Consider the following 23,427-nt stretch of genomic DNA (forward strand, 5'->3'; position numbering starts at 1 on the left):
AGACAAGAATGGGCAGGGCGGTTGGAAGTCTAACCCGCAAAGTTCGGCCCGAAGCTGGGCATCATCTTCGACAGTGCAGGAGTCACTAGTGCCACCGATCGTGGGCGTAATTGGCGGGGGCCAGCTGGCCAGAATGATGATCCCGCGCGCAATCGAACTCGGGATCGAGCTTCGCGTGCTCGCCGAGAGCGACGGTATGTCAGCCCAGCTGGCTGCCACAGCGGTGGGTGACTACCGGGATGCCGACACTGTGTTGGCGTTCGCTCGCGACGTTGATGTGATCACCTTCGACCACGAGCACGTGCCTCAGGATGTGCTGGCTCAACTCATCGAGGCTGGGGTCTCCGTGCATCCCGGGCCCGCGCCGTTGGCAATTGCGCAAGACAAGATTGTGATGCGCCAGGAGCTGAGCCGACTTGGGCTGCCGGTTCCGATCTGGGCGAGTGTGACAACACCTGCTGAGCTTGACACGTTTTTGATGGACAACGGTGGCCGGGTGATCGTTAAAACTCCTCGCGGTGGTTATGACGGCAAGGGTGTCCGATTGGTGTCATCCTCACGCGACGTGGCTGACTGGTTCGAGGCGGGTGACCCGCTCTTAGCCGAAGAGCTTGTCTCCTTCACGCGTGAACTTGCGCAATTGGCTGCCCGTAGCCCGAGTGGCGAAATTTCCCTGTGGCCGCTCGTGGAATCGATTCAACAGGATGGTGTGTGTGCCGAAGTGGTCGCGCCCGCACCCGCTCTCACCGCCGGACGGTCGGATGCCGCAGCCGAGATAGCGCGAAGTGTCGCCGAAAAATTTGGGGTAACGGGCGTGCTCGCCGTCGAGCTCTTCGAAACTTCCGACGGGCGCCTGCTCATCAACGAACTCGCGATGCGCCCCCACAACAGCGGACACTGGACAATGGATGGCGCCGTCACCAGCCAATTCGAACAGCACCTCCGTGCTGTGCTTGATCTGCCCCTCGGTGCGACCGCTGCGCGCTCGCCGTGGACGGTCATGATCAATGTTCTCGGGGGGCCGACATCCGGAACCATTGCCGACCGCTACCCGATCGCGTTCGCCAACCAACCTACCGCCAAATTTCACGAATATGGCAAAGCGCCGCGTCCCGGACGCAAGGTCGGCCACGTCACTGTCAGCGGTGACGATCTCGACGACGTGGTGTACCGCGCGCGTGCCGCAGCCGCAATTCTGAAGGATTGACACCTACCATGGGTTCCGTGACTCAACCGCAAGTAGCCGTAGTGATGGGATCAGACTCTGACTGGAATGTCATGGTCGAGGCATCCGCGGCCCTCAAAGATTTCGGGATCGCCCACGAGGTCACCGTGGTGTCTGCGCACCGCAGTGCGGAGAAGATGATCGCGTTCGGCAAGGAGGCTGCGGGCCGCGGCATCCGAGTCATCATCGCTGGTGCCGGTGGGGCAGCTCATCTTCCCGGGATGCTGGCATCGGTCACCACGCTTCCCGTGATCGGAGTTCCCGTTCCGCTGTCACGCCTCGACGGCCTGGATTCGCTGCTGTCGATTGTGCAGATGCCCGCCGGAATTCCGGTGGCGACGGTGTCGATTGGTGGCGCGCGCAATGCAGGAATTTTGGCCGCCCGAATTCTCGGATGGGCCGACGCCGAACTTACTCAGAAACTTGCCGACTACGCCGCGCAGCTCGAAGCGCTCGTTGAGGACAAAAACGCCGCACTGAATGCGAGCCTGTGAGCGCTGCAAGTTCTCTCCGTCAGCCGGCCGATCGGTCACCGCAGACGATGACCAAACGCGCCTGGTGGCTGCTGGGCCTCAACGTGCTCATTCCCGGCTCGGCGCAACTTCTTGCCGGAAACCGCAAGCTCGGCCGTTTCGGTGTTGTGGCAAGTTTTGTGTTCATCCTGATCGTCGTCGTCCTTATCGTGCTGAGTTTTGCGGCACCAATGGTTCTCCTGACCGTTGGCAGCAGCACGCTCGGGCTGTGGGCGATTGCGCTCATTTTGGCGTTCTACGCCGTGGTATGGCTCGTGCTCACAGTGAATGCTTGGCAGCTTGCCAACCTCGGGCGTGCGACCCCGGCCGGTCGTACCGTAGTCGCAGCATTCAGCGCGGTTGTTCTCGTCGTCGTTGCCGGCACTGCGGGCTACGGCGCTTACGTCGCGACGACCGCAAACTCGTTCCTCAGCGATGTCTTCATTTCCGCTCCCACTAAAGAACCCATCAACGGCCGCTACAACATCCTGCTCCTCGGCGGGGATGCCGGAGCCGACCGCGATGGTCTCCGCCCCGACAGCATCACTGTCGCCAGTATTGACGCAGAAACGGGGGAGGCGGTGCTCATTGGCCTACCGCGCAACCTGGAGCTCGCCCCCTTCGTAGCCGGGTCGCCCCTCGCCGACAAGTATCCTGAAGGCTACGGTGCCTACGGTTGTGACGTCGACGTGTGCCTCCTCAACTCGATTTACACCGAGGCAGAACTCGTTACCCCCGAGCTGTATCCTGACGCTGCTGATAGTGGCAGCTCTCCGGGAATCGAAGCGATGCGGGACGCTGTTGAGGGAATAACCGGCCTCGGCATCCAGTATTACGCCCTCATCGAGATGCAGGGATTCTCGGACCTGGTTGACTCCCTCGGTGGTGTCACGATTAATGTGGAAGAGGCGGTGCCGATTCATGCGGATGCCGAATTTACGATTGTTGCCGAATGGATCCAGCCGGGCGTGCAGGTCATGGATGGCTACCATGCGCTGTGGTATGCCCGCTCACGACACGACACCACCGACTACGATCGCATGGAGCGTCAACGCAAACTTCAACAGGCCGTTATCGAGCAGTTCACCCCGTCGAACGTGCTCACCAAGGTTCAGGCCATCGCTGCCGCCGGCTCGAAAGTTGTCACGACCGACATTCCACAGGGGAGCCTGCCGTACTTCGTGAATCTCGCGTCGAAGACTCGGGCACTGCCCATTGGTTCGCTCGAACTCATTCCGGCAAACGATGTCGTGCCCGAAGACCCAGACTTTGAGTACGTGCGAGAGCTGGTTGCTGCCGCGTTAGTTCCGACCGTTGTCGACGACGGTGCCGAATAGCCTGCACCGCCGAGTTGTCAGGGTGCGGTGCAGATGTTTGGGCGCGACTAAAGGTCAGCGTGTAGCTGCCACACCTTCTCGGCCGACATGCGCCAGTTGAAGGCGCGAGCACGGTCCTGTCCGGAATAGAGCAGCCGCTCGGCGAATTCGGCGTCATTCAGTACGCGAGAAATTCCGTCGGCAAGTGCTTCGCTGTATCCCTCGGCGGGCTCGCGCTCCACGACAACCCCGGCATCGACCGCGAGCTCGAGCAGTGCGGGTGCGTCGGAGTGCACAACGGGGGTTCCAAACGAGAGGGCCTCAAGCACCGGCATCCCGAAACCAACATCAAGGTTGGGGTAAACGAACGCGGCAGCGCGGTCGAAGGCCACCGAAAGATCCTCGTCGCTGAGGGTTCCCAGGCAGCGAACACGTTCGGGGGTTAGGCCTTCCGCCGCGACGAACGCGGCAACGGTATCGTCCTCGGGTTCTGGCCCAACCAGCAGCAGCGTCACATCGTCGTCAAGTTCGCGAAGAGCACGGATGAGGTGGTCAATCGCGCGATGTGTCTCTAGCCCGCCAATTGCGAGCAGGAATCGCTGGGGCAACTCAAGTTCCGAGGCGCGTTCATCGACGTTATCGGGAACGCGCAGGCTTGTGCTGGCGGCGCCGCTGATCACCCGCACACGCTCACCAAAGTTGGCGACATCGTCGAGCTGTTCAGCGACGGTGTGGCTCGGCACAACGATTGCGTCCGCAAATTTTTCCGCGCGGTTGAGCATGGCACGGCTCCACGCTGCCTGCCGGTTGCCGAGCGATTCCGGCCGCGTCCACGCGACAGTGTCGTGCACGGTGACCACGATCTGATCCCCGCGGTTGAGTCGATCGTGGCGGCGAAGCGGGGCAAGCAGGCTGGGGGCGTGCAGCATCCCGCTGCCGGGAACCTTGGTGAACCCGTGGTGCCACGATGCGCGCAGTTCTCGACGGCTGAGAGCACTCTTGTGAAGTGCGGCCAGATCGGGGAGCCGTTCGTGAATGAGAGCGTACTCGGCCTCGGCAGATGCCGATACGAAGCCTTCCACAAAGCAGTTGCGTGGTGCGCTCGCAATGAGGCCCCGGGTTAGCTCTTCTGAGTACCGGGCGACGCTGCCGCGAGTCGGTGAGAGCATCTCATCGATGATGACGCGCAGTGTGGTCATGCTGCAGTCAATGCTCCTGAATCAAAGGCGGCGTGCAGCGCCTGCTTCCAGTCCCGCATGGGTTCGATTCCCGCATCAAGCCACGCTTGATGACCAAGCACCGAGAAATTTGGTCGTGGTGCAGGCCGCTGAAAAGCTGAGCTGTCGGTCGGTTTGACCCTATCAGGGTCGAGCCCGGCGCAAACAAAAACTGCTTGGGCTAGATCGAACCAGGTTGCACGCCCCGAGTTGGTGCCGTGAAAGATGCCGGACGGGATTGCTGAGTCGACGAGCGCGACGAGTTGCGCCGCAAGGTCGCCCGTCCAGGTGGGTTGTCCACGCTGGTCGTTGACGACTTCGAGAGTTTCGCGGTCCGCAGCGAGTTTCAGCATGGTGCGGGGAAAGCTTGACCCGTGCTGGCCATACAACCAGGCGGTGCGCACAATTGTGGTTCGGCCCGGGTTGTGCTCAAGTGCGAGCAACTCGCCGGCAGCCTTCGTGCGGCCATAGGCCGACACTGGATGCCGGGCAGCGTCTTCCGCGTACGGTTCTGTGGCCGTTCCGTCAAATACATAATCTGTCGACAGCTGCACGAGGCGCGACCCGTGCCGTGCCGCAGCCAGCGCAAGGTTGTGGGGGCCAACCGCGTTGACAAGGTGGGCGTTCTCTTCGTCGGTTTCTGCGTCATCCACTCGCGTGTAGGCGGAGGTGTTGATGATGACGTCATAGCCGCTGAGAACGTCGAGTGCAGCTTCGCGATTGGTGATGTCGAGTTCGGTGCGCGTCAGTGCGGTGGCATCGCGGTTGCTGAGCGCCTGCATGAGGTCGGTGCCGAGCATTCCGCCGGCCCCGACAACGGCAATTCGGGTCACAGCGCGGCCTTGGCTTTGAGCGGCTCCCACCACTGGCGGTTATCGCGGTACCACTGCACAACTTCGGCAAGTCCCGCCTCGAAGGGAACCTGCGGTGCATAGCCAAGCTCAGCGCTGATCTTGGAGATGTCGACGCTGTAGCGCAGGTCGTGGCCCAAACGGTCTTCGACGCGGTCGACCGACGACCAGTCGGTGCCGGTGTGATTGAGGAGCATTTGGGTGAGTTCTTTGTTGGTGAGCTCGGTGCCGCCACCAATGTTGTAGATCTCACCCGCACGACCACCGGAGAGCACAAGGGCGATGCCGCGGCAGTGATCGTCAACGTGCAGCCAGTCGCGCACATTGTTGCCGTCGCCATACAGCGGAACGTGCTTGCCATCGATCAGGTTGGTCACGAACAGCGGGATGAGCTTTTCGGGAAAGTGGTAGGGACCGTAGTTGTTGGAGCAGCGCGTGATCGAGACGTTGAGCCCGTGGGTGCGGAAGTAGCTGCGGGCCAGCAGATCGCTGCCCGCCTTCGATGCGGAGTAGGGCGAGTTGGGCTCTAGGGGCCGCAGCTCATCCCATGAGCCCTCCGCGATCGACCCGTAGACCTCATCGGTGGAGACATGGACAAACCGCGGTGTTTTTGCGCGCAGCGCGGCGTCGAGCAGTCGCTGCGTGCCGAGCACATTGGTCTCGACGAAGGCGCTGGCGTCGCGCACCGACCGGTCGACATGCGATTCGGCAGCGAAGTGCACGATCGCATCGATATCGTCGAGCAGTTCATCCAGCAACGCAGCGTCACGAATATCGCCCTCAACGAAGGTGTAGCGGGGTGAGTCAGCCACGGGCGCCAAATTTTCCAGGTTGCCGGAATAGGTAAGCGCATCAAGCACCACAACATCCGCCCCGGCCACACCGGGGTAAGCATCTTCTAGCGTGCGTCGAACGAAATTTGAGCCGATGAATCCGGCACCGCCGGTCACGAGAATCTTCATGAGGGGTTCCTGTCGTTGGTGGGCGCTGCGGCGGAAGTTGGTGCGCTGCTGGCGGGAAACTCCGAGGCGAGTGTGCGCTTGAGAGCCTCGTTCAAGCTGTAAGTGGCGGTGTAGCCGGAGTCGCGAAGACGGTCAGTGTTCACCGTAGTGTCGGCAGCAAACTTGCGGATGCGAACGGCACTGATCGGAAACGTCCGTCGGGTGATTTTAGCTGCAGCATCAAAAATGTGGCCCGCGACTATCCCCAACCCCAGAGGTAGACGCAGGTTGCTCGCCGCGTGCACATTCATTTCGTCTCGCAGAATCGAGATGAGATCTTTCGTTGAGAGGTCGGGCTTGTCGGCGAAGTTGCGGATCTCGATTCCGACGGGGGCATCAAGTCGGCTCGCAATGTAGCCAACAATGTTGCCCACATACGCCATCGACTTCTTATTATCGCCCTTGCCGACCATGATGAAACGACCAGAAGAAACCTGCTTGGCCAAGTTGTACACATTGCCGCGATTGCCCTCGCCGAACACGACTGAGGGACGAACGATGGCTAGCGAGCGTGCCACATCCGCGTTCGCCCACTCACTGAAAACACCTTCGGCGGCGAGCTTCGAGCGGCCATATTCGTTAAAGGGTTCGGGCACCGAGTCTTCGGCGGCGTTGTTCTTGTCGAGTCCGTAGAGAGCAACTGTGCTCGTGAACACGATGCGCTGGATACCGTTAGCTTCGGCTGCAGCGACGATGGCGTGGGCACCCCCAACGTTGACCTCGGTGTAGAGGCTGAGGGGAGAAACATCGTCGCGGTGTTCGGCCGCGAGGTTGATGATGGCGTCGTGGCCGACGCTTGCGGCAGTGAGCTCGTCAGCGGAGCGCACATCCCCCCTCACGGTCTGATCCGGAAAGCGCGGCGAAAGCTGGCGGTCAAAGTTGGTGAATTGGTGACCCTGCTCGTGGAGGGTTTCGAGCAGTCGAGTGCCGATAAAGCCACTGCCGCCGACGACGAGAATCTTCATAGAGTTGCCTTGTCCGTTCACGACAGATTGTCCATTCACCACAGGTTGTTCATTCACCACATACCAGCGCCAATCAGTAGCGCAATTATCCACTGATCTCTTGGGCGTCGCCTGAGTTGTGATGCGCGACGAGCAAGAGCAAATCGGGCACGCAGGTTTCGCTGATCGACGAGGTCTTGCATCCGGAGCAGCTCCGGTCGATGTTCCTCGTCGGCAACACTGAGGGCGATTCGGGTCAGCAGTCGTGCTTGACCCCGATGCCACTGTTCGCGAACCAGCGACAGTCGTGAAATCGCGGAACGAGCACCAACATTGGCGCCCATAACGTTGGCGTCATGCTGGCGGTACTCGACGGTAGGTACACCGTCGATGTGCCACCTCCAGCCGTGTGCCCGCGCCAACACATACAGTAGCCAGTCGTGGTACTGCGGTGGCGTGGTGGTGGTGGTGGTGGGGGAGTTGAGGTAGTCGCGAGCCAGCGCAATGAGTCGATTCGACATCAGGAAGGTGGAGCCGGGTCCAGGGCTCTCCAGTAGGTAATCGAAGCGGCGCTGTGGGAAGTCCTTTTTCACGAGGCTCTGCTCGCCGTCGGGAGTGAACGACGTCACATTTGAGGAGACACCGTCAACCTCGAGCGCGGCACTCAATCGCACATGAGACGCAAGTTTGGTGGGAACCCAAATGTCATCCTGATCACAAAACGCATAGAACTCGTGGTCAGCCGGTGCAAGCTGCACCAGTCGGTAAAAGTTTGCTGCAGCACTGCCGGATGCACCGTCGCTGGGGATGATGGTCAGCCGGGGTTCGGTCGCGGCCTGTTCGGCAAGCCACTCGGCGGTGCCATCTGTCGAGGCATCATCGCGCGCGAACACCTCAACTTCAACACCGGACTGCGCGAGTACACTATCGAGCTGTTCGGGAAGCCAGCGGCGGCCGTTATGGGTCGCGAGCAGCACTGCGATGCGGGGGAGCACCCCGGAGGTGGAATCGGCTGGCATAACTCAACAATGATAGTTGGCTTGGCGTTGCGCAATGCCGCACCCTCGCCGCCGTAGGCTGGGGCAATGAACGCGCCTGAGTCGACCCCCAGCATCTCGGTCGCCCTGTGCACGCACAATGGCGCCACCTTTATTGACGAACAACTCGTCAGCATTCTTGAGCAGGTGCCAGCGCCGCAGCAGCTTGTGGTGTCGGATGATGCCTCCAGCGATGACACGATCGCCCGCGTTCGGGAGGTCGTGGCCCGCTATCCCGCGGTTGAACTCACGATTCTCGAAAACATTCCGCCACTGGGTGTGACCAAGAACTTTGAGCAAGCGATTCGGGCGTGCACTGGTGACCTCATTGCGTTGAGCGATCAGGATGATGTGTGGCATGCGGGGAGGCTTGCGCTGTTCGCGTCAGAGTTTGCTGCGCGGCCAGAGGTTTCGCTCATCCACAGTGATGCGCGGCTCGTCGACGCGCACGGGCGGCCGCTGGGTCACACGCTTGCTGAGGCACTCGGTGTGAGTGCGGCGGAGGTTGCGAGCATCCACGCCGGTGATGCTTTTTCGGTGTTGTTGCGACGCAATCTGGTTACCGGTGCCTGCACTGTGTTTCGCCGGTCGCTCGTGGAGTATGCGGCCCCGTTTCCCGCAGGCTGGGTGCACGACGAATGGTTGGGGCTGATTGCGGCCGCGGTTGCCTCGACCGATTTCATTGATCACCCCACGATTGACTACCGCCAGCACGGCGCTAACCAAATCGGGGCCACCAAGTTGAGTGTTGCGGGCAAATTTCGCCGCATGGTCGAACCGCGGCGGGCCCGCAATGCTCGACTTGAAGCCAACATGAGCGTGCTTCTCGACCGACTCCAGCGGCTCGGTTCCCGAGTGAGCGACGAGAAAGTGCAGCGCGCACTCGCAAAGCTCGATCATGAACTCATGCGCAGTTCGCTGCCTGAGGGGCGTCTTCGCCGCATTCCCGCTGTATCGCGCGCGTGTCTGGCGGGCAACTATCGGCGGTATAGCCGTGGCCCGCTCGACGCTGTGCGCGATGTGGTGCAGCCCGTCGACTGACTTCCACGGCTCGCCGGGTAGGATTCCGGGTGTGCAGATACGTGAACTCTCGGTGCCTGATTCCTACGAAATCACCCCCAAACAATTCGCTGATGATCGAGGCGTTTTCTTGGAGTGGTACCGCTTCGACAAGCTCGAAGAGGTTATCGGCCACCCGCTTGACCTTCGGCAGGCCAACACGTCGGTCTCGCAGCGCGGCGTTGTGCGGGGCATCCATTATGCGGATGTTCCTCCCGGGCAGGGCAAATATGTGACTGTTACGCACGGTGCGGGCATCGACTTCGTGGTCGACATCCGTGCGGGTTCGCCGACGTTTGGTCAGTGGGACTCGGTCATCCTTGACACCGTTGATCGTCGTGCCGTGTATGTTGCTGAGGGTCTCGGTCATGCGTTCATTGCGCTCACAGACGATGCCACCCTCACCTATCTGGTGAGCGACGTCTATAAGCCTGGCGCTGAGCACGACATCAACGTGCTCGACCCGGAAATCGGTCTCGAATTTCCGCCGGAACTTGGCAACCTTGTGCTTTCACCTAAAGACAAAATTGCGCCCACTCTTGCCGAGCGTCTCGCCGATGGCTCGCTGCCGTCGTACGCTGCGGTCACGGAGTATTACGAGGCGAACCGAAAGGAACGCAACTGATGCGCGGAATCATTTTGGCTGGCGGCAGCGGAACGCGCCTCTGGCCCATCACCAAGGGCATCTCCAAGCAGCTCATGCCCATCTACGACAAGCCGATGATCTATTACCCCCTGTCTACTCTGATGAGTGCGGGCATCCGCGAAATTTTGATCATTACGACACCGGATGACCAACCGCAGTTTCAGCGCCTGCTGGGCGATGGCAGCGAGTTGGGCATCGAGCTGAGCTATGCCGTGCAGCCCTCACCGGATGGTCTCGCCCAGGCGTTCATCATCGGTGAGGAGTTCATTGGCGACGAGAAGGTCGCTCTCGTGCTCGGTGACAACATCTTCCACGGTGTTGGGCTGGGCTCTAACCTGCGCAAGCACAACGACGTTGACGGTGCGCTGATCTTTGCGTACCACGTGCGCAATCCGCGAGCCTATGGTGTTGTTGAGTTCGATGAAAACTTCATCGCCCAGTCGATTGAAGAGAAGCCCGTCGAGCCGAAGAGCAACTATGCGGTGCCGGGGCTTTACTTCTACGACAACTCGGTTATCGAGATTGCTCAGTCGATCACGCCAAGCGCTCGCGGTGAACTCGAAATTTCGACCGTCAACGAGCACTACCTCGACGGCGGCAACCTGCAGGTGGATGTGCTCGATCGGGGAACCGCCTGGCTTGATACCGGAACGTTCGAATCGATGGTTCAGGCCACCGAATTCGTGCGCGTAATCGAAGACCGTCAGGGCTACAAAATTGGCTGCATTGAAGAGATTGCGTGGCGTGCCGGCTGGATTTCGGATGACCAGCTTGCGGCCCTCGCAGCGCCCCTCGTCAAGAGTGGTTACGGCGAATACCTTGAAGGACTGTTGGCGGCGACACTGTGACACGGGTACTGATCATCACGGGTGATCCGATTGGGTCGCGGATGGCGGGCCCCGCGATCCGATCCTGGAATATGGCTCTTGCGCTCGCTGAGGCGGGCAACGAGGTCACGCTGATGACCACCACGAAGCTGCAGAAGGTGGATGCTCCCTTTGAGCTCACACTGGTTACGCCGGGGGAGAATGACGCGTTTGGGAAGCTCGAACGGTGGTGTGACGTAGTCGTATTCCAGGGTCACGCAATGCGCCAGTTCGGGGTGTTGCGTACGACCGACAAGATCACCATCGTTGATATTTACGACCCCATGCACCTCGAGATGCTGGAACAGGGTCGGGAGCTTGCGCGCGCCACTTGGGAGCTGCGCGTGACAACGGCAACTTCGGTGCTTAATGAACAGCTCGCCCTCGGTGACTTCTTCCTGTGTGCGTCGGAACGCCAAAGACTCTTTTACTTTGGTCAGCTTGCCGCTCTGGGGCGGCTCAGCCCCGCAACCTACGAGAACGACCCGCACCTTGAGGGCCTGCTGAGTGTGGTGCCATTTGGGCTTGAGGGCACCCCGCCTGTGCACACCCGCGACACTCTCAAGGGTGTGCTGCCCGGGATCAACGTCGGCGACAAGGTGATGATCTGGGGTGGCGGCGTTTACAGCTGGTTTGACCCCAAAACCCTGATCCGTGCTGTCGCGAAATTGGCAGAGACGCGCGAAACGGCCAAACTCTACTTTTTGGGCACCCGGCATCCGGGTGTCGACCAGATGGGCATTGTGCGCGAATCGCACGATCTGGCGAGCGAACTGGGTGCCCTCAACACGTCGGTGTTCTTCAACGAGGAGTGGGTTGATTACGCTGACCGCCAGAACTATCTGACCGAGGCGGATGCTGGGGTCAGCACCCACATGTCGCATATTGAGACCACGTTCTCGTTCCGCACCCGCATTCTCGACTATCTCTGGGCGGGACTGCCCATGGTGGTTACCGAGGGTGACAGCTTCGCTGACCTCATCGAAACTGAAGGGCTCGGCCTTACGGTGCCCGCTCAGGATGTGGATGCTCTCGCCGCGGCCCTGGACCGCGTTCTCTACGACGAGGCGTTCATTGCCGAGTGCAAGCGCAACGTCGCTCGCGTGCGGGAGGATTTCTACTGGCAGCGCACTCTTGCACCGCTGGTGAACTTTGTTGCTCACCCGCAGCACGCCGCTGATCATGACGCAACTCGTCGCCGTGTGGTCGCGCTCGGAGGCAAGGTGCGCAAACCGTATGGTGTGCGCCACGATTTGCGCATGGCGTGGCACCACCTTCGGCACACCGGGGTGAAAGCGACACTAGACAAAGCGTTCGCGCGATTGCGCCGTTAGGGCGTGCTCACAGCACTCTTTAGGTTTATTCGCGCTAGCTTTGATCAATGTTGACTGGCGTGCGCTTGATGTTGTCACGCCCAGGCCGTCGAATCGGACTGCTCGTGGCGCCCTTTCTGGTGTTCGCTGCCCTTGCCGCGTGGGCGCTCTCGTCACCCGTCGGTTCAAGCCCGGACGACGATTTTCACCTCACTAGCATCTGGTGCGCAACGGGCGATTCGGAGTACTGCGCCCCCAGCGGAGACCCCGGCACTCGGTTGGTCCCTCCCGCAGTAGCTGATCCGGCGTGCTTCGCCTACGACGCTGAGAAAAGTGCTGGGTGCCAGAGCCGGTTCGATTTTACCGCGGGTGCTACGGAAGAGACCGAACGCGGTAACTTTGCTGGCGGTTACCCCGTTGTCTATTACGGCACCATGAGTGTGTTTGTCGGGGAGGATGTTCACGCTTCCGTTCTGGTGATGCGCCTGGTCAACATCGCATTATTTGTTGGGTTGGGCGTGGCGCTCTATCTCCTGCTGCCGGTGAACCGGCGTCAGATTTTGGTGTGGCAGTGGGCCCTTACGACCGTGCCTCTCGGGCTCTTCGTGCTCTCATCGAACAACCCGAGCGCTTGGGCCGTGATGGGAGTTGGCTACGGCTGGCTTGCGCTACTCGGGTTCTACGAGGCGCGCGGGCGAAGGCGAGTCCCGCTTGGCGCGGTGTTTTTGCTTACAGCAGTTATAGCATCTGGGTCTCGCAGCGACGCCACGATCTATTTCGTAATTGCGGTACTCGCCGCTGCGATTCTTGCCTTCCGCAACACTCGCCGCTTCTGGCTCTCCTCATTGCTGCCAGTAGCGAGCATCATTATTTGCGCCCTGCTATTCCGCGCTTCCCGGTCTGCCGATGCCGTGACCGGTGGTGTCGAGCCAGGTCTAGGGTTGGGCGTCATTATTCCTCGAATCGCTTACAACCTGACCGAGGTGCCATCAATCTGGACGGGAATCTTCGGCCAGTCGTGGGGCCTGGGCTGGCTAGATACGTCAATGCCAGCTCTGGTGTGGTTCAGTGCACTGGCATCGCTAATTGGCGCCGGCTTCTTTGCCGCGCGTGCAGCATCCGCGCGCAAGTCCGTAGTTCTTGCACTGGGCATAACTGCTCTTGCAGCAATCCCGGTATTGCTCCTTGTGATGGCAGGCAAAGACGTGGGAGAGGACTTCCAACCGCGCTACCTGTTGCCACTTATCGTGGTATTCATCGGGGCGGTATTCTTCACCGCGCAGCGACAGGCGATCAACTTTAATCGTGCGCAAGTTTGGCTGATTGTTGCAGCTCTTGCGGGAGCAAACCTCATTGCGCTGCATCTGAGCATCCGGCGATATGTCACGGGTATCGACGCACTCGCGCCAAGCCTTGATGCGGGCCGTGAATGGTGGTGGGCGATCATCCTCACTCCCGATCTCACGTGGGCAATCGGCGCGGTGGCTTTTACAGGGGCATTAGCGATACTTTTGCCGGTTCATGATCGTACGATTTCCGCTCCGGATCGACGGGTTGCTGCTCTAGGCCACTCTGCACCACGTTCTGATGCCGACACCACCGTCTGATGTAGCCTGTACTAATGCGATCCGGCACTGTGAAGCTTCCCCGATGAGAGCGGGTCGACGCAAAGCTTCTCACTTTCGGCTGATTCTCTTAGCGCCGGTTCTGGCACTTGTCGCTTTATCTGCGTGGGCGTTTGCGTCGCCGATGGGCGCCTCTCCTGACGATGACTATCACCTCGTGAGTATTTGGTGCTCCACCGGCAATGAAGCCTTCTGTCAGCCAGGGCGCACAGACAATACGAGAATGGTCCCAAATGCAGTGCTGGAGTCTCAGTGCTACGCGTTTCGGCCAATTACGAGCGCCTCGTGCCAGAACGCTCTCGATTTCGAGAGCAGTGAGTTGGTCGAGACGGATCGCGGAAACTTCGTTGGAGCATATCCGCCCGTGTACTACTCAGCAATGAGCGTATTCGTTGGGGAAAACACTCTGATGTCGGTCATGGCGATGCGGTTGTTTAATATATTCCTTTTCGTTGGCATTGCGAGTGCGCTCTACATACTGCTTCCCTTTAAACGGCGCTCCGCATTGGTGTGGGGCTGGCTAATTACCACGATGCCTCTTGGGCTGTTCCTCATTGCATCCAACAATCCGAGTGGGTGGGCAATCACCGGGGTAGGAACGGCGTGGCTCGCGCTTCTTGGGTTTTATGAGTCGACCAAGCGTGCCAACACGATCGCTCTAGGTGCATTCTTTGTCCTTGCGGTAGTCATGGCAGCGGGATCTCGCGGCGACGCGGCTCTTTATGTCGCAGGTGCGATGGGTGTCAGCACAGTTCTCGCTTTCGAGCGTTCCCGCCGATTCTTGGTTCGCTCAGCCTTACCTCTCGCGATGCTCGTCGTGAGCGCAGCTTTCTTCCTCACATCTCGGCAGACTGCGAGTGGGCTGTCGGGATTCAGTGGCGGTTCAAGCATGGAAGCCACTGCAGAGCAGGTTCCGGGGAGCATCGACAGCCTCGCCGGTTTCGGCTTGTTTGCCTATAACCTCTTCAACGTTCCGTCACTCTGGACTGGTGTTTTTGGCGGCTGGGGTTTGGGCTGGATCGACACACGGATGCCAGCGCTGGTTTTGGTGCTCGGTGTCGCGGTATTCATCGGTGTAGGCTTCGCCGGGTTATCAGTGCTCGATGGCCGCAAGGCGTTCGTGGTTGCTGGCGTGGGTTTCGTGCTCTGGGCGCTGCCTACTTATGTGCTGACTCAAGGTGGTGACAGGGTGGGGGAGCAGGTTCAGCCCCGTTACCTGCTGCCACTCATTGTGCTGCTTGGTGGCCTTTTAGTGCTGCGTGCGGGTCGTAAACGTTTCACGCTGGGGCGAATACAATCGACGGCTGTGGTGTTGTCGTTGAGTGTTGCTTACGTGATGGCTCTTCATACGAACATGCGTCGCTACGTCACAGGCATCGACGTTTACGGGTGGAACCTCGACGCCGGCACGGAATGGTTCTGGTCGGGCGCGCCGTCGCCGGTGGCGGTCTGGGCGATAGGGTCCGCCGCTTTCGCGGGCCTTGTCTTTATCTTGGCGCGAGAAATGTCGATCTCGGCTGCGTCGGCACCCGAGATCGACCTCGACGAAAAAATTACGCTGTCGGCTTCCCGATAACGCGGTAGGTGACTCCGGGCCACTGCTCGGCGCTGCTCACACGGCGTCCGTCAACGAAGGTGCGGATTCCTGGCAGCTGCCCGGCGCTCAGAGTGCGGTACTCGTGGTGGTCGGCCTGCACTACCGCCGCATCGATCGGCTCGCCGTAGTGGTACGGGGCGAAGCCGAGTTTGGTGAGCTCTTCGTCGGTGTAGAGCGGGTCATGCACGAGCACAGTCGCGCCACGTGCGGAGAGGGCATCTACAGCGGCAAATACGCCCGAGAACGCGGTCTCTTTCACTTCCCCGCGGTAGGCGGCACCGAGCACGACGACGCGGGCACCGCTGACGTCACCGTGGGCGCCTTCGAGGAGGCCGATGGTGTATTCGGGCATTCCGGCGTTGGCTTCGCGTGCGGCACGCACGATTGTGGCGTCGGGGTCGTTCCAGAGGTAGAGACGAGGGTAGACAGGAATGCAGTGACCGCCGACGGCGATGCCGGGCTGGTGGATGTGGCTGAACGGCTGTGAGTTGGTGGCCTGGATCACCGCGTAGATGTCGATCCCACTCTGACCCGCGAAGCGGGCGAACTGGTTGGCAAGCCCGATGTTGACGTCGCGGTAGGTGGTCTCCGCTAGCTTGGCGAGCTCGGATGCTTCAGCCGAACCGAGATCCCAGACACCGTTTTCGCGAGCAAGGTCGGGGCGCTCGTCGAAGTCGAGGACTGCGTTGTAAAAGTTGGTCGCCTGCTTGGCGCCCTCATCCGAAAGTCCACCAACTAGCTTGGGGTACTTGCGAAGGTCTTCGAAAACTCGGCCAGTGAGCACACGTTCGGGGGAGAAGACGAGGTGAAAATCCTTGCCTTCGGTGAGGCCAGAAACCTCTTCGAGCAGCGGCTTCCAACGGTTGCGCGTCGTTCCGACGGGCAGGGTGGTCTCATAGGAGACGAGGGTGCCTGGCGTCAGGTGCTCGGCCAGTGAGCGGGTCGCAACATCCATCCAGCCGAAGTCGGGCTTCGCATCTTTGTCAACGAAGAGCGGCACGACGAGCACGACCGCGTCGGCACCAGGGATGGCATCGGCGTAGTCCGTGGTCGCGCGCAGCCTGCCCGAAGGAACGAGTTCGCTCAGCTTCTTTTGAAGGCGGGCTTCGCCAGGGAACGGTTCAATGCCCTTGTTGACGAGGTCGACGAAATCGGCGTTGATATCAACACCCACCACGTCGTGGCCCTTTGAGGCGAACTGAACAGCCAAGGGGAGGCCGATCTTGCCGAGAGCAACAACTGCGATTTTCACGAGAGAAGGTGTCCTTAAGTTAACGGGGGCGAGGGTCCGTGCTGAGTCGAGCAGTCAGATGATCGATTTTACTCGTCGGGGTGGGAACCCCGTCGAGAGATTTCATCCTGCAAGTGTGCCTCCGCGAGCGTGAGCTTGCGTGCGAGTTGCGTGTTCGCGCGACTCAGCTGAGTAGAGCGCTTGAAATCTGTGACGACATAGAGGAGAAATGCGACGATGAATCCATACAGCAGCAGGTCAGTTCCTCGGCCGATACCCACCGCATTGGCGACCGAGGTGAGCAATCCCGGAGAGAGAATAACGACGATTCCACCGATGACTGCGAGGAAAACGAGCATGCGTCGCACGGCGAGGTGGCGGGCGCTCGGCGTCGCCCGAATCAAGTAGAAGGCGATTGCCACTAGGGCGACGATAAGAATTATTTGAATGAGCATTTGCATACCTCCTAGTTCACTACGAGATCAAAAAGAATATTGATCGAGTTGAGCAGCGATTGGCCCTTTGCTTTCGAGTAGTCGGTGTAGAGCACTTCTACAGGACTTTCACCCCAAGGAAGCCCGGTGCGGCCAAGCTGCAAGACAATCTCAGTCGCGTGGGCCATGCGGTCTTGTTGAAGATTTAGTCGTGATGCTGCCTGCACACTCAGAACTCTGAGCCCATTGTGCGCATCGGTTAGTTTCAAGCCGGTCGTGAGATTGGTAACGCCGACCGCCGTCTTTAACACGATGCGCTTGAGCACTCCGGGGTTGGTGCGATCATCCAGAAAACGAGAACCGAAGACGATGTCTAGTTTCTCGGTGCGAGCTCGCTCGAGCATATGGATGGCATCGATGATTCTGTGTTGTCCATCGGCGTCGAAGGTAATGACGTACTCGCAGCCACGCTGAGCTACTGCGTAGGAGATTGCCGTTTGCAGCGCCGCGCCCTGCCCAAGATTGAGCGGATGAGGGAGAACCCTCGCACCGGCGTCGTGGGCTGCTTGTGCGGAACCATCTGTACTGCCGTCGTCTACGCACACGACATTCGCGAACTGACCTAGCAGCTCCGAAATAACACCCGAGATGACGGAAGCTTCGTTATAGAGTGGAATAAGGATCCAAGTCGCATAGTCGAGTCCTGGCGCCGCGGCCTCGGTCCTTGATTCGGTTTGCATAGCGTCCATTCTGTCAGAACGCGATAACCTTGCAGTTCGGCATTCCCGCCGCAATTTTTGGAGTCACATTTCCTGTGGATGAATTGTCAGATGCGAGGGTTGAGCCCTCGGCAGATGTAGCAGCGAGTGCACAAATTGGTCAGGGTAGCTCCGTGTGGCATCTTGCACAGGTGCGTGAAAACGCCGTTCTCGGAACGCAGTGCATCGTCGGCAGGGGCGCTTACATCGGTACTGGTGTTGTCGTCGGCAATAACTGCAAAGTGCAGAACTACGCTCTTGTTTATGAACCCGCAGTTCTGGAAGCGGGTGTATTCATCGGCCCCGCTGTTATTCTGACCAACGACACATATCCTCGCGCTATATCCTGTGATGGCTCAGTGAAGAGCGCAGATGATTGGACACCTGTGGGTGTCACCATCAGGACAGGCGCTTCTATTGGTGCTCGCGCTGTATGTGTAGCTCCCGTCGAAGTTGGGCGGTGGGCGACCGTTGCTGCCGGAGCCGTCGTGACCAGAGACGTTCCCGACTTTGCACTTGTTGCTGGTGTGCCCGCTCGAAGAATCGGGTGGGTCGGTAAGTCGGGAATGCGTCTCGTCCAATCAGAGAGCGCCTGGGTGTGCCCGCAGTCCGGTGACAAGTACATCGAGATCGATGGAGTTTTGAGAGAGGAAGTGACCGCATGAGCCTAGAACTCATTCCCGCAGCGCGACCAATTATTGGCGACGACGAGCGAGCAGCCGTCGACAGAGTTTTGCGCAGCGGAATGGTAGCGCAAGGGCCAGAAGTTGCTGCTTTCGAGAAAGAGTTTGGTGAGCACTTCGTCGATGGTCGGGAGTGCGTTGCCGTGAATTCGGGAACTGCCGGACAACACCTCGGCCAGCTTGCCGGAGGTATCGGGCCAGGGGACGAAGTAATCGTTCCTTCATTCACGTTCGCGGCGACCGCGAATTCCGTCGCGCTCACGGGCGCCACCCCGGTGTTCGTGGACATCGAACCAGACTATTTTAGCATTGACCCAACCGCAGTCGAAACGGCGATTACTCCGCGTACCCGAGCAATCATGCCGGTTCACCTTTATGGGCATCCAGCGTTGATGAGCGAACTCGTAGCCATAGCTCAGAAGCACGATCTGATGATCTTCGAGGATGCGGCGCAAGCGCATGGTGCCTCGCTCGGCGGGCGCCAAGTAGGTACATTCGGAACGTTTGGCATGTTCAGCTTGTATCCCACTAAGAACATGACGAGTGGTGAGGGCGGAATGGTCGCGTGTGATTCAGCCGAGCTCGTTCGAGCCACCAAACTTCTGCGCAACCAGGGAATGGAACGCCAGTACGAAAACGAAGTCATCGGTTTCAACGCGCGAATGACGGACATCCACGCAGCGATCGGCCGCGTTCAGCTCACAAAAGTGGATGGATGGACGGCAACTCGTCAGTCGAATGCCACTTTCTTCAATCAGAATCTCAGCGGTGTCGTCACGCCACCGGTCGCGGACGACGCGGTACATGTTTATCACCAGTACACGATTCGTGTAGAAGCTGACCGAGATGGTTTTGCCGCTGCGTTGCGCAATGAGTTCGCCGTGGCTTCAGGGATCTATTATCCGATTCCGAACCACCGCTTGCCCTCCCTCACTCGCTTCGCCCCTGATCTTGAACTGCCTCAGACAGAGAAAGCAGCCCAAGAGGTTCTTTCACTGCCCGTGCATCCTTCGCTCTCTCGCGCAGATCTCGAGCGAATCGTCAGCGCAGTCAACACGCTCGCTCAGGCGGGAAGCTAATGGCGGCGCTGCGGGCAGGGTTGCTTGGTGTAGGAATGATGGGCCGACACCATGCGCGTGTGCTTCGGGATATAGACGGCGTCGAACTAGTAGCAATCGCTGACCCGGGCGGCGACCCGCACGGCGTAGCAGGGGAGTTGACCGTGCTCCCCGATATCGAGTCACTCATTGCTGTCGGAATCGACATCGCCGTGGTCGCCGTGCCGACTCGGTTTCATGAGGATGCCGCGCTCAAGCTGGCCGCTGCTGGTGTTCACACGCTCGTGGAGAAGCCTATCGCTGAGACCGTCCACGCCGGTCAGCGCATGGTGGATGCTTTTGAGTCCGCGGGACTCGTTGGCGCCGTAGGGCACATCGAACGGTTCAATCCAGCGCTTCAACAGCTGCGGCAACGAATTGCCGCAGGGGACCTGGGCGAAGTCTTCCAGATCGCTACTCGGAGGCAGGGCCCGTTCCCCTCCCGCATCGCTGATGTCGGCGTGGGCAAAGACCTAGGTTCTCACGATATCGACCTTACGGCGTGGGTGGCGCAGAGCACCTACTCGACTGTTTTCGCTCAGACCGCACTCAAGAGTGGGCGCGAGTACGAGGACATGATTATTGCGTCTGGTCGACTGGCAAACGGCATTATCGTCAACCATGTTGTTAACTGGTTGAGTCCGATGAAGGAGCGAGTCACGATCGTGACTGGCGAGACCGGAACATTCGTTGCAGACACTTCTACTGGCGACTTGACGCTTTATGCCAACGGTACTTTCCCATTGGAATGGGAATCTGTCACGGCCTTTCGAGGTGTCAGTGAGGGAGATGTCACGCGCTTCGCATTCCCGAAGCGCGAGCCGCTTCGCGTCGAACATGAGGCGTTCCGCGATGCAGTGCTCGGCCTTCCGAGCGAGATCGTGACGATGCAACAGGGGCAGTTCACGCTCGCTGTAGTTGAGGGCGTGATTGAGTCCGCTCGAACGGGACAGTCCGTGAGTTTTTGAGTCATGAGTGTGAACCCCACCGTGCGTTCTGACACCCCTGAGCCGAGCTTCGTGGGTACCGTCGCAATCGCTTCGCGGATATTCGCACCAGAGCCGGCGGCGGCGTCGTTCCGTCTCGCTGCTCTAGCCAATGCCCTAGCGCGCTCCGGAGCGCGTATGATCGTCATCACATCCACGTTTACGCCAGACGTGGGGGGTGCTAACGAGGTTGTTGACGATGACGTTACCGTTCGACGGTTCCCTGTACTACGCAATAAAGATGGTTACGTGCGCGGGTACCTGCAATATTTGAGTTTTGATGTGCCACTTGCCGCTCGCCTCCTTTTCGCGCGCGGGATCAAAGCGGTTGTCGTCGAGCCACCCCCGACGACGGCAGCAGTCGTTCGGGTGGTGTGCGCGATTCGCCGGATTCCGTACTTCTACTACGCCGCCGATATCTGGTCTGACGCGTCGACAACCGTGGCGAATAATGGTGTTGTGAAGGTAGTTCGTGCGGTCGAGCTGTGGGCACTTAGAGGAGCTTCGGGAGTGCTTTCAGTCTCACAGACCGTAACGCAGAGGCTTGCCGAATTGGGAGTCTCTGAGCGAGTGCGAGAAGTTGGCAATGGCGTCAATACTGACCTTTTTGCTGAGCACGGCATGCACTATCCATACGGCTCGCCATACTTTTTATACGCTGGCACTGCCTCTGAAGTGCATGGTGCAACAATTTTTGTTGATGCTTTGGCTCTTGTGCGTGAGATCCACCCCAAAGCGCGCATTATTTTTGTTGGGCAGGGCGCCGATCGCTCGGAATTGGAGCGCCGTGGCAAGGAGCTGGGCGAGGGTGCGGTCGAGTTTTTGCCCCGTGTTCCTCCGGCGAGGGTCGCTGAAATGCTGCGTTCAGCGGTTGCCTCACTCGCGAGTGTAAAGCCTGGAGTGGGCTACGACCTTGCGTTCCCGACGAAACTCTACGCATCCGTGGCATGCGGGACACCAGCAGTTTTTGCAGGTGCAGGCCCTGGGGCAAAATTTGTCGCCGACCTCCATGCGGGATGGGTCGCTGACTACAGCCCCGACCATGTCGCTGAGGCGATGATTGCTGCGCTCAGCGGCGATCGCGACTCTGTTGAGCGCAGAGCGTTGGCTGAACGTGCGGCTCAGGTAGTGTCAATCACCGCAATCGCAAATGCAGGCGCGCAGTTTATTATGGACACTACGTTTGTCTCAGGCGCGAATGTGCGAGACGAGCCTCCAGCTAGGAACGAGAAACGATGAGATTGATACTGAGGACACTGCGGGAACTCGTCCCGCTGCTTCCTGAACGCGCGCAGCGGTTCTTGTGGGGTTACATCGTGGCATCGACGTCTTTGGCGATTCTCGATATTGCGGCGCTCGGACTTCTTGCCGTCTCGCTGAGCTCTATGGTCGCGAATCTCCCGGTGCAGCTTCCGATTGTCGGTGCAGTGCCCACGGAGAACTATGTATGGATCGTGCTAACGGTCTCTCTGCTGATCATCACCAAATCGATTCTGAGCATCAGCCTTCAGTGGGTCGCGACTCGACGATTCGCCTCCTACGAGCTTGAGATTGGGGACAAGCTTTTCAATGCGTACATCAGGGCGCCCTGGTCCGACCGACTCAAGCGCAGCACAGCACAGCTTGTGCGTTTGGCTGACGTCGGAATCGCTAACACCATCTCTTCGTTCCTCTTGCCAGCGATGACAATGCCCACGCTCGTGATCACTGCGGTGTCGATTTTCGCAGTCCTTGTGATTGCACAACCCGCAACCGCGCTGATCACCGTGCTCTACCTGGGGGCAATGGCAGTACTTCTCGCGGTGGTTGTATCTCGTAAGTCGGTCCAAGCAGGACGTACTAACCGTGATTACTCGTTTGCGGTAGCTACTCTCATGACCGACATGGTCTCTGCTCTCAAGGAGATCACGCTCCGCAACAAAGCATCAGAAGTAGCAGAAGTTGTGCACGCCAACCGCATCTACACCACGCGAGCGCGGGCGAACATCAACTTCCTCTCGGCGGTCCCAAAATTCGTTTTGGATGCCGCACTCATCGGTGGATTCTTGTTGGTCGGTGGTTTCGCGTACATCGAAGGCGGCCTCGCCGATGCACTCGCCGCTATCGCGATCTTCGGAGTCGCGGGTTTCCGGCTGGTCCCCGCGCTCACAGGTTTCCAGTCGGTTCTCACTGTCACTCACGCGAGTTCGCCCCACGTGCAAGCTGTTATTGATGACATCTACCAGTCGCGCGTCTATATAGAGCGGGCAGAGACCATTGGTCATGATCCCATCGGCGAGGCGCCGAAGTCGCTTGAGCTCGAGAACGTCAGCTTCACTTACAATCGTTCGTCGATACCCGCAATCGACGACGTCAATTTGTCCATTCCTTTGGGAAGCACTCTGGGCCTTGTCGGATCGTCGGGGGCGGGAAAGAGCACCCTTGTCGACATCCTTCTCGGGCTTTTGGTTCCGTCCGACGGCTCGATCGAACTCGATGGCGAGCCGCTGGAGAATGTTCTCGCATCGTGGCGAGCCCGCGTAGGTTACGTTCCTCAGGACGTGGCGATTTTCGAGGGATCGATCGCACAAAATGTCGCGCTCGTGTGGAACACCGACTTTGATGCGGAGCGAGTAGAGAGTGCGCTTCGACGTGCACAACTCTGGACGACTGTTGAGTCGCGCCCTGAGGGCATGAACTCGGCTGTGGGCGAGCGAGGAATGTCCCTCTCGGGTGGGCAACGTCAGCGGCTCGGAATTGCGCGCGCTCTCTATTCGGACCCCCTGATTCTCGTGCTCGACGAAGCAACGAGTGCGCTCGACACGAAGACCGAATCAGATGTCGCGGCAGCGATCCGCTCACTCCGTGGCGAGATCACGATCGTCTCGGTAGCTCACCGGCTCTCGACGATTCGCGATAATGATCAAGTGTGTTTCATGCAGGATGGTCGCATTGTTGCTGTCGGTACCTTCGAAGAGTTGGTAGCGCAAGTCCCGGAATTCGCTGAGCAAGCTGCGCTCGCGGGGATTAGCTAGCGCGTGTAGTAGCGT

22 protein-coding genes are annotated in these 23,427 nt (G+C 59.5%); 14 read left to right on the plus strand and 8 right to left on the minus strand.

Translation table 11 applies throughout. The features are described 5' to 3' along the window. Positions 1 to 73: 73 nt before the first annotated feature. The 3 genes from FB472_RS11550 to FB472_RS11560 are packed head-to-tail and all read left to right on the plus strand — an operon-like array spanning position 74 to position 3,074. The gene (locus FB472_RS11550; protein WP_141991011.1) at positions 74 to 1,207 is read left to right on the plus strand and encodes a 5-(carboxyamino)imidazole ribonucleotide synthase; all 1,134 of its coding nucleotides are present in this window, start codon (positions 74 to 76) and stop codon (positions 1,205 to 1,207) included. A gap of 8 nt (positions 1,208 to 1,215) precedes the next feature. After that, positions 1,216 to 1,719 carry a 5-(carboxyamino)imidazole ribonucleotide mutase gene (gene purE / locus FB472_RS11555; protein ID WP_141991012.1) on the plus strand — a complete coding sequence of 168 codons (504 nt, stop codon included), beginning with the start codon at positions 1,216 to 1,218 and terminating at the stop codon, positions 1,717 to 1,719. 47 nt (positions 1,720 to 1,766) lie between these two features. Next, a complete protein-coding gene (locus FB472_RS11560; RefSeq protein WP_215730442.1) occupies positions 1,767 to 3,074 on the plus strand; it encodes an LCP family protein in 1,308 nt (435 codons plus the stop codon). Between the two features lie 47 nt (positions 3,075 to 3,121). Here FB472_RS11560 and FB472_RS11565 read toward each other — a convergent pair whose 3' ends face one another. The 5 genes from FB472_RS11565 to FB472_RS11585 are packed head-to-tail and all read right to left on the minus strand — an operon-like array spanning position 3,122 to position 8,085. Further along, positions 3,122 to 4,252 carry a glycosyltransferase family 4 protein gene (locus FB472_RS11565; RefSeq protein WP_141991014.1) on the minus strand — a complete coding sequence of 377 codons (1,131 nt, stop codon included), beginning with the start codon at positions 4,250 to 4,252 and terminating at the stop codon, positions 3,122 to 3,124. Next, positions 4,249 to 5,103 carry a dTDP-4-dehydrorhamnose reductase gene (gene rfbD / locus FB472_RS11570; protein ID WP_141991015.1) on the minus strand — a complete coding sequence of 285 codons (855 nt, stop codon included), beginning with the start codon at positions 5,101 to 5,103 and terminating at the stop codon, positions 4,249 to 4,251. The genes FB472_RS11565 and rfbD overlap by 4 nt, the downstream gene beginning before the upstream one ends. Further along, complete coding sequence (gene rfbB, locus FB472_RS11575; protein ID WP_141991016.1) at positions 5,100 to 6,083, minus strand: dTDP-glucose 4,6-dehydratase; 984 nt, start codon at positions 6,081 to 6,083, stop codon at positions 5,100 to 5,102. The genes rfbD and rfbB overlap by 4 nt, the downstream gene beginning before the upstream one ends. Further along, positions 6,080 to 7,087: an NAD-dependent epimerase/dehydratase family protein gene (locus FB472_RS11580; protein ID WP_141991017.1), complete on the minus strand. Its 1,008-nt coding sequence runs from the start codon at positions 7,085 to 7,087 to the stop codon at positions 6,080 to 6,082. The genes rfbB and FB472_RS11580 overlap by 4 nt, the downstream gene beginning before the upstream one ends. A gap of 53 nt (positions 7,088 to 7,140) precedes the next feature. Beyond that, positions 7,141 to 8,085 carry a glycosyltransferase family 2 protein gene (locus FB472_RS11585; RefSeq protein ID WP_141991018.1) on the minus strand — a complete coding sequence of 315 codons (945 nt, stop codon included), beginning with the start codon at positions 8,083 to 8,085 and terminating at the stop codon, positions 7,141 to 7,143. Positions 8,086 to 8,151: 66 nt separating this feature from the next. Between FB472_RS11585 and FB472_RS11590 the strand changes: the two genes are divergently transcribed. From FB472_RS11590 to FB472_RS11615, 6 genes are all read left to right on the plus strand, one after another. After that, positions 8,152 to 9,144 (plus strand): glycosyltransferase family 2 protein, encoded by a 993-nt coding sequence (locus tag FB472_RS11590; RefSeq protein WP_141991019.1) that lies wholly within the window; start codon positions 8,152 to 8,154, stop codon positions 9,142 to 9,144. Positions 9,145 to 9,175: 31 nt separating this feature from the next. Then, entirely contained in the window at positions 9,176 to 9,787 is a 612-nt protein-coding gene (locus FB472_RS11595; RefSeq protein ID WP_141991020.1) for a dTDP-4-dehydrorhamnose 3,5-epimerase family protein, read from the plus strand. After that, positions 9,787 to 10,656 (plus strand): glucose-1-phosphate thymidylyltransferase RfbA, encoded by an 870-nt coding sequence (gene rfbA / locus FB472_RS11600; protein ID WP_141991021.1) that lies wholly within the window; start codon positions 9,787 to 9,789, stop codon positions 10,654 to 10,656. Before FB472_RS11595 ends, rfbA begins: the two co-directional genes overlap by 1 nt. Then, positions 10,653 to 12,008: a glycosyltransferase family 4 protein gene (locus FB472_RS11605; RefSeq protein ID WP_215730443.1), complete on the plus strand. Its 1,356-nt coding sequence runs from the start codon at positions 10,653 to 10,655 to the stop codon at positions 12,006 to 12,008. Before rfbA ends, FB472_RS11605 begins: the two co-directional genes overlap by 4 nt. A 68-nt stretch (positions 12,009 to 12,076) precedes the next feature. After that, positions 12,077 to 13,594, plus strand: a complete 1,518-nt coding sequence (locus tag FB472_RS11610) for a DUF2142 domain-containing protein (protein ID WP_246078198.1) — start codon at positions 12,077 to 12,079, stop codon at positions 13,592 to 13,594. A 43-nt stretch (positions 13,595 to 13,637) separates the two neighbouring features. Continuing rightward, positions 13,638 to 15,188: a DUF2142 domain-containing protein gene (locus FB472_RS11615; protein WP_141991023.1), complete on the plus strand. Its 1,551-nt coding sequence runs from the start codon at positions 13,638 to 13,640 to the stop codon at positions 15,186 to 15,188. Here the strand turns inward: FB472_RS11615 and FB472_RS11620 are convergent. The 3 genes from FB472_RS11620 to FB472_RS11630 all read right to left on the minus strand — a co-directional run bounded on the left by FB472_RS11620 (position 15,166) and on the right by FB472_RS11630 (position 17,614). Next, entirely contained in the window at positions 15,166 to 16,461 is a 1,296-nt protein-coding gene (locus FB472_RS11620; RefSeq protein ID WP_141991024.1) for a nucleotide sugar dehydrogenase, read from the minus strand. The genes FB472_RS11615 and FB472_RS11620 overlap by 23 nt on opposite strands. A 68-nt stretch (positions 16,462 to 16,529) precedes the next feature. Then, on the minus strand, positions 16,530 to 16,895 hold the full coding sequence (locus tag FB472_RS11625; protein ID WP_141991569.1) for a DUF2304 domain-containing protein: 366 nt from the start codon (positions 16,893 to 16,895) through the stop codon (positions 16,530 to 16,532). Between the two features lie 11 nt (positions 16,896 to 16,906). Continuing rightward, entirely contained in the window at positions 16,907 to 17,614 is a 708-nt protein-coding gene (locus tag FB472_RS11630; RefSeq protein ID WP_170192091.1) for a glycosyltransferase family 2 protein, read from the minus strand. A gap of 152 nt (positions 17,615 to 17,766) precedes the next feature. Between FB472_RS11630 and FB472_RS11635 the strand changes: the two genes are divergently transcribed. The 5 genes from FB472_RS11635 to FB472_RS11655 are packed head-to-tail and all read left to right on the plus strand — an operon-like array spanning position 17,767 to position 23,412. Then, entirely contained in the window at positions 17,767 to 18,297 is a 531-nt protein-coding gene (locus tag FB472_RS11635) for an acyltransferase (protein ID WP_246078200.1), read from the plus strand. Next, positions 18,294 to 19,394: a DegT/DnrJ/EryC1/StrS family aminotransferase gene (locus FB472_RS11640; RefSeq protein WP_141991027.1), complete on the plus strand. Its 1,101-nt coding sequence runs from the start codon at positions 18,294 to 18,296 to the stop codon at positions 19,392 to 19,394. The genes FB472_RS11635 and FB472_RS11640 overlap by 4 nt, the downstream gene beginning before the upstream one ends. After that, positions 19,394 to 20,380: a Gfo/Idh/MocA family protein gene (locus FB472_RS11645; RefSeq protein WP_141991028.1), complete on the plus strand. Its 987-nt coding sequence runs from the start codon at positions 19,394 to 19,396 to the stop codon at positions 20,378 to 20,380. Before FB472_RS11640 ends, FB472_RS11645 begins: the two co-directional genes overlap by 1 nt. Positions 20,381 to 20,383: 3 nt before the next feature. Then, on the plus strand, positions 20,384 to 21,637 hold the full coding sequence (locus FB472_RS11650) for a glycosyltransferase family 4 protein (RefSeq protein WP_141991029.1): 1,254 nt from the start codon (positions 20,384 to 20,386) through the stop codon (positions 21,635 to 21,637). Next, positions 21,634 to 23,412, plus strand: a complete 1,779-nt coding sequence (locus tag FB472_RS11655; protein ID WP_141991030.1) for an ABC transporter ATP-binding protein — start codon at positions 21,634 to 21,636, stop codon at positions 23,410 to 23,412. The genes FB472_RS11650 and FB472_RS11655 overlap by 4 nt, the downstream gene beginning before the upstream one ends. Positions 23,413 to 23,427: the final 15 nt, after the last annotated feature.

Source organism: Rhodoglobus vestalii (genome assembly GCF_006788895.1).
Taxonomy (GTDB): Bacteria; Actinomycetota; Actinomycetes; order Actinomycetales; family Microbacteriaceae; genus Rhodoglobus; species Rhodoglobus vestalii.